Here is a 2,173-nt window from a genome sequence, read left to right on the forward strand (position 1 = left end):
CCGGCGAGTGGATTCCCAATGAATTCGGCGGCCGGGAGAATCTCCAGGCCATCGCTTTCCTCAAACTGTTGAATGAACAGGTGCACTTGCAATTTCCCGGCGTCCTGACGATCGCCGAGGAATCCACGGCCTGGCCGGGGGTTTCGCATCCCACCTACCAGGGTGGCCTCGGCTTCAGCATGAAGTGGAACATGGGCTGGATGAACGACACCCGGCGCTACATGCACAAGGATCCCATCTACCGCAAGTATCACCACAACGAGCTTACCTTCAGCCTCATCTATGCCTTCCACGAGAACTTCGTCCTTCCGCTGTCGCACGACGAAGTGGTTCACGGAAAAGGCTCGCTCATTTCCCAAATGCCGGGTGATTGGTGGCAGAAGTTTGCGAATCTTCGGCTGCTATACACCTATATGTGGACACACCCCGGCAAGAAACTGCTGTTCATGGGCAGCGAATTCGGACAGTGGCACGAATGGAACTATGACGCCCAGTTGCAGTGGGAACTCCTCGACTGGCCCACGCATCGCGGGGTCCAGCGGTGTGTGGCGGATCTCAATAAGCTCCTGCGGCGGGAAAAGGCCCTTCACGAGGTTGATTTCCGCTGGGAAGGGTTTCAGTGGATCGACTGCCACAATTGGGAGGAAAGCACGCTCAGTTATATCCGGCGGGGCAAGGATCCCAACGACTACCTGGTGATCGCGCTCAATTTCACGCCCGTGCCCCGGTGGGAACATCGCATCGGCGTCCCCGAGGTGTGCGAGTTTGAAGAGATCTTCAATAGCGATGCCGAGATGTACGGTGGAGGCAACATCGGCAATTATGGCCGGGCCGTCTCCGAGCCCATCCCGTGGCATGGGTTTCCGGCGTCGATGAAGATTGTCCTCCCGCCACTGGCAGGGGTCATCTTCAAACCGCGAAGAGATCGGCGCCCCAACGTGCCGCCGCAAGAGTCACCAGGGCGGTGATCGCTCCCGGACAAGATCCCTCCTTGAATTTCACGCCGGGCTGGCTGGATGGGTGGGTGGGGAAATGCCCGGTGAGTGATAATCCTGGTTGGTCAGGTAATCGATCAGCGCCTGGTTGTTTTCCCACATGGGGCGCATGAACTTTTCCCGAATATAACGAAAGACGGCCGCCTTCTGCTCGCGGTTGAGGGAGCCCGGCCCGCGGATGGCTCCAAGGATCGCGTCTTCCCCGCGTTCGATCCTTGTGAGCGCATAGCGGGGCGCCAGTTGATAGACGTGCAGACCGTCCAGCCGGTGCGAACCGTCTGGATGTGGTTCGATCTGAAGTTCGACGAGTTTGAAATCCCCCTGGGCGGGTAGTTTGTCTGCATTCCGGACGGCCCGCACAAATGTCGTTCCCGACCGAATCATCCATCCTTGACCGTTGGACTCCCACGTGGCGACCAGACCCTGCCGGTCGCACACCAGATAATGGAAGTGGCGGACCAGGCGATCGGGATGCTCGATGTCCGGCAGGTCATCGTCGCCTGCCGGTGGCGGAGAGCTACCGGCAGGCCCGACCGGGGTTGAGCTGGGCGGAGTTTGTTCGCTCTGGCGAATGGGGACAATTTCCCCACACCGGGGGCACTTTCCTGCGCGGCCTGTAAACTGCGGACTGACCTTCAGACGTGCTTGGCAGGAAGGACACGTGACCACGAGCATCGAAACTATTCTCCCATGCAGAAGCGAGAGCCCTGCATTCAATCGTCGCTCTTTTCTGATGGCGTTGCAAGAACCTGTTTCTGCCGGCGCTAGTTCACATCCAGCGGTACTAGTGCTTTGCTGGGAGACAAGCCCCCATGGCAGGGGGTAACCCGACCGCCTTTGCGGATTCCTGAGAAAAAGCGTAACATAGGCTAAGATGGGTCGAAATAGGTGAAGGACTCCATCATTCCTCAGCGCCCGAACGGCGGAATCCCCTTCGCCCAGCTTGAGGGAACCGCGGCGGACTTCAGGATGAAGCTTCCGGCCGTGGAAGTGCTTTTTTGAAGATAATGATTCCGGAGGCCACAAAACTGAGTGCAGCGGCTTGATGATTGACATGTTTGCCTGTCAGGATTTGGCACTGAACCTGGAAAGCCGCTGTCAAAGAATCGGCCTCATCAAGAAACGGATGACCAAGTCTTGCCATGAACAAGTCGGAGAAACTACCCGGTCGTGTTTTT

Annotated in this window: 3 protein-coding genes; 1 reads left to right on the forward strand and 2 read right to left on the reverse strand. The window is 58.0% G+C overall.

Translation table 11 applies throughout. From position 1 onward, the window contains the following. Nucleotides 1-968: alpha amylase C-terminal domain-containing protein (locus H5U08_RS16540; protein WP_297035579.1), on the forward strand; the 968-nt coding region annotated here is incomplete at its 5' end. Between the two features lie 30 nt (nucleotides 969-998). On the opposite strand, the gene H5U08_RS16545 is transcribed toward H5U08_RS16540, so the two are convergent. Together H5U08_RS16545 and H5U08_RS16550 are read right to left on the reverse strand one after the other, a co-directional pair. Beyond that, complete coding sequence (locus H5U08_RS16545; protein WP_297035582.1) at nucleotides 999-1,670, reverse strand: hypothetical protein; 672 nt, start codon at nucleotides 1,668-1,670, stop codon at nucleotides 999-1,001. A gap of 289 nt (nucleotides 1,671-1,959) precedes the next feature. Next, a partial coding sequence (locus tag H5U08_RS16550) for a hypothetical protein (RefSeq protein WP_297035585.1) occupies nucleotides 1,960-2,173 on the reverse strand: 214 nt, incomplete at its 5' end.

The sequence above is a fragment of the Thermogutta sp. genome, from assembly GCF_014359955.1.
Classification (GTDB): Bacteria; Planctomycetota; Planctomycetia; order Pirellulales; family Thermoguttaceae; genus Thermogutta.

Bases quoted from the DNA above. Each gene is read 5' to 3' on its own strand.
- H5U08_RS16545 (WP_297035582.1), bottom strand. From the start codon at position 1,670: ATGCTCGTGGTCACGTGTCCTTCCTGCCAAGCACGTCTGAAGGTCAGT.